We start from the raw sequence: 3,387 nt of genomic DNA on the forward strand, positions 1-3,387 counted from the left end.
ATCATAATTTTGACTTGGGCGACATCGGGTCGATGATCTTTACTGTGTCCCAAGGCAAAAAGTCCTTCGGGGTCAGTATCCAGCGATACCGTCGTCGCATCCAGACGCACGACCTCCGTGGGTAAATCATAAACTGCAATATTAACGGGGTGTGTTAGTTTGGGCAGCGGGTTCGGCAGGCGGAGCGGGTATCTTCTGAGGTGACTAAACCGAAGGAATTTACCATGATCGCTCAACCTGCCGTGCTTGTATTATCGCATGAATTTAGCCGTGATGACCTCTTCAGTGTCGTTTTTATTCTGGTAGATGACTGGATGATCAAGACTTATGGAAGTGGAAATCTGCCCAGAGAAACCCAAGTCCCCGAGTTCACAGATTCGGAAGTGATGTCCGTTATTCTCGTTGGAGAGCTTTGCCATGCCCCTCGCGAGCAAGGATGGCTTCGTCAAGTAAGGGCTTCGTACCTACATCTATTCCCTCTGCTGCCTGAAAGGAGTCGTTTTTGCCGAAGGGCACAGAAAATAGTCTCTGCTTTGATCGAGTTTCGCCGCCAAGTGTTGCATTGGGCAGACGCAGACCTCAAACCAATCCGGCTTTTGGATTGTCAAGTCCTTTTTTTGGTGTAATTACGATTCCCTCTCCCCGGCGGCTTTGCCGCCTGCGAAGCTTGGTAGCTTCGCCTTCAAAAGCGCTTCGATACCCGTTTAGGCTACCGTCAAAAGCACCTCAGATTCCTTTCCTTTAAAAGCAGCAGCAGAGGGCTTCGTCTCTGGTAAAACCTCTCGTGAAGCGTGCTCCTCTGACCTCTCCAATCGCCAAGTATGGTATTCGTCCATGTTGGTATAGACCTTGCCCGTTGTCATCGCTTCATCAAACTCCATGAGCAGCGCTCCCAACAGTCGCTCGCAGCTCGCCCGGTTAGGATAGATCCGAATGACTCGGTCACGCCGGCGAATCTCCTCGTTCAAGCGTTCCTGGGAGTTACTTGTCCTCAAGAGACGATGGTACTTCGTCGGCAAGATGAGCACACTGGTCACTTCATCAAAGGCAGACTCCAGCAGAGCTACCGCCTTGCTGCACCGCTTCTCGAACGTCTGGCAGGTCTCTCGTAAGCGTGTGCGAGCGCTGGCAAGATCGGGAGCGTGAAGCACTTGCTTGGCCGAACCAAGGAAGGCTTCCACCTCTGTTTTAGGACAAGCATCCGAGAGGTTTCGGATAAAGTGTGCTTGACATCTCTGCCAGGTGGCACCTGCGAAACTACCCCCAATAGCTTTGACTAGTCCTGCATGATCGTCGGAGATGACGAACTCTACCCCGGTTAATCCCCGCACCTTCAAGCTCGTGAAGAACTCACTCCAGCTCGTCTCGCTTTCCTTGTCCCCCAGGGCAAAACCCAGCACGTGGCGATAGCCCGCCTCATCTATGCCACAAGCAATCAATAGAGCACACTGCCTGACACGCCCATCCTCGCGTATTTTGACCACGATAGCATCTACCAGAATGAAGGGGAAGACTCCCAGAGGCCGCTCTCGCCAAGTCTTCACCAGAGGATCTAGCACCAAGCAGAGCTTGGAAACTTGAGACTTACTGAAGGCGGCTCCACAAAGCACCTCGGTAATGGCTTCCACTTTGCGGGTGGAAACTCCCTGGAGCACCATTTCGCATAAGGCAAGAACGAAAGCTTGCTCGCTCCTTTGATAGCGCTCCCATAGGTCAGGGCTGAACTCTCCCTCCCGAGTCCTGGGCACCTTGAGCGTGATGGTTCCAATTCTTGTCTGCATCTCTCGCTCTCGTGTACCGTTTCGATAGCCCACTCTCTCTTGGGTTCTCTCGCCTGGCTGTGCCTTGAGTGCCGCCGTGACCTGGTGGGCAAGCACTTGGTTAAGTACCTGCTCGACCAGCCCTGACAGTCCCTGTCCGGTGAACAACTTTGACAAATCCGCCTCATCCACTATAATCTCGAACTGAGCCATTTCTTTCTCCTCGATTCCTGAAGTTTGATCACTCCAATTGTCGGGAGAGGGAAGTGGCTTTCTCGACTCTACGGGCTTCGCCCGCCTCGTCAAGCCACCGAGCTATTTACACCATTATAAGGGCACGACCGACTTCGAGCCAAAGGACGCACCACCTCCCCATATTTGGGGTAGCATCCTTGGCCTTTATACTCGGGCAAGAAATTGCGGCGCATCGTGGCATTCTTGGCAAGACGAACCACAAAGCGGGGAGTCAAACTACGAACTTCTGTCAGGGAAAATCCGGCATCAAAGACTGCCACCTCCTCAGGAGCCAGCGTTTTACCTGCTTGCTCAATCAATCGTGTCTGAACATGAGCTTCGCGTGTATCACCCGGTTGCCAACGTGTGAGAAATCTAGGCAATGCAAATCGTTTGTTGCCTAGAGTACCGACTGCAGCGGCGATTCCCACGACAATGGCAGGCAAGGCTTTGCCCGCCTCTGCCACATAGTGATTGGCCGGATTATTTTGTAATTGCGGTCGTCTAAAGCCTGTGAGATCGCAGGCAACGGGTCGAAACCCTGCGTAGCAATGCGGGGTAAAATGTCCTTCCCTTTGGACAATCTGCTGCCAGTTGTCAAGCAAATTTTGTGTCTTCCATCGTCCTTGACGCAAGGCTGCACTGGATCGACGGACGGCATCGGGAGAAAGTCCCAAATCGTTGAGTGCAGGGAATACGGCTCCGCGGGATTCCAAGAATCTGCCTGAAACGAGGGCGAACTGGAGTTGAAATAGACCTAGATTTGTTCCGAGGAGAACGCCTTGGAGAGTCTTCTCCAATAGGTTGCAGATACGGTAAACTGGCTGTGACATCGGGATTGCTTTCGGTGCGTTTTTGTTTAGTAACTCGACTCTACCTGAGAGTGAGCCCGATGTCACGGTGGTGCGTCTGATGTCATCCTGGCTCGAAAGGCTACCCGATTTTAGCGGAAACTAAAGCCTTAAGGAGATCCAGGATCAGGGTTATAAGGGCAAGATAACCGTTCTACGCGATTGGCTTCAACCGCTTCGAGAGCAGGCAGCCCAGGTCGCGGTTAGACGATTCGAGACTCCTGCCGGGCACCAGGCACAAGTGGACTGGGGAGAGATTGGCGACATTGACACAGAGCAAGGACGCAAGACGCTCTATTGCTTTGTGTTCACCTTGGGCCACAGCCGTGCTCAGTTTGCAGACGTGACAACCGATACCAAGATTGCTACTTTGCTCAGAATGCACGAAGCCGCCTTTCATGAGCTGGGCGGGGTGCCTCGTGAGATTCTGGTTTGAAAATCCCCACTGAACTCACGCCAAAGCCTTTGCCGCTGGAGTCAAGTTCACCTCGAAGCCCAAACTTACCAAACGCTTCGTCAGGCTACGGGCAAGCCGCTCAGGC

General features: G+C 52.9%; 3 protein-coding genes and 1 pseudogene. 1 reads left to right on the forward strand and 3 read right to left on the reverse strand.

What is annotated here, in order from left to right:
- The 3 genes and pseudogenes from RMO15_RS33015 to RMO15_RS33025 form a co-directional block, all read right to left on the reverse strand.
- A pseudogene (locus tag RMO15_RS33015) lies at positions 1-236 on the reverse strand (hypothetical protein); the annotation flags it as partial.
- 468 nt (positions 237-704) lie between these two features.
- Positions 705-1,973: an IS256 family transposase gene (locus tag RMO15_RS33020; RefSeq protein WP_309723577.1), complete on the reverse strand. Its 1,269-nt coding sequence runs from the start codon at positions 1,971-1,973 to the stop codon at positions 705-707.
- An 89-nt stretch (positions 1,974-2,062) separates the two neighbouring features.
- Positions 2,063-2,599: a hypothetical protein gene (locus RMO15_RS33025; RefSeq protein WP_309723580.1), complete on the reverse strand. Its 537-nt coding sequence runs from the start codon at positions 2,597-2,599 to the stop codon at positions 2,063-2,065.
- Positions 2,600-3,086: 487 nt separating this feature from the next.
- Between RMO15_RS33025 and RMO15_RS33030 the strand changes: the two genes are divergently transcribed.
- Positions 3,087-3,281: a hypothetical protein gene (locus RMO15_RS33030; protein WP_309723582.1), complete on the forward strand. Its 195-nt coding sequence runs from the start codon at positions 3,087-3,089 to the stop codon at positions 3,279-3,281.
- Positions 3,282-3,387: the final 106 nt, after the last annotated feature.

This window comes from Armatimonas sp. (assembly GCF_031410135.1).
Taxonomy (GTDB): domain Bacteria; phylum Armatimonadota; class Armatimonadia; order Armatimonadales; family Armatimonadaceae; genus Armatimonas.

Bases quoted from the DNA above. Each gene is read 5' to 3' on its own strand.
- RMO15_RS33020 (WP_309723577.1), bottom strand. From the start codon at position 1,973: ATGGCTCAGTTCGAGATTATAGTGGATGAGGCGGATTTGTCAAAGTTG.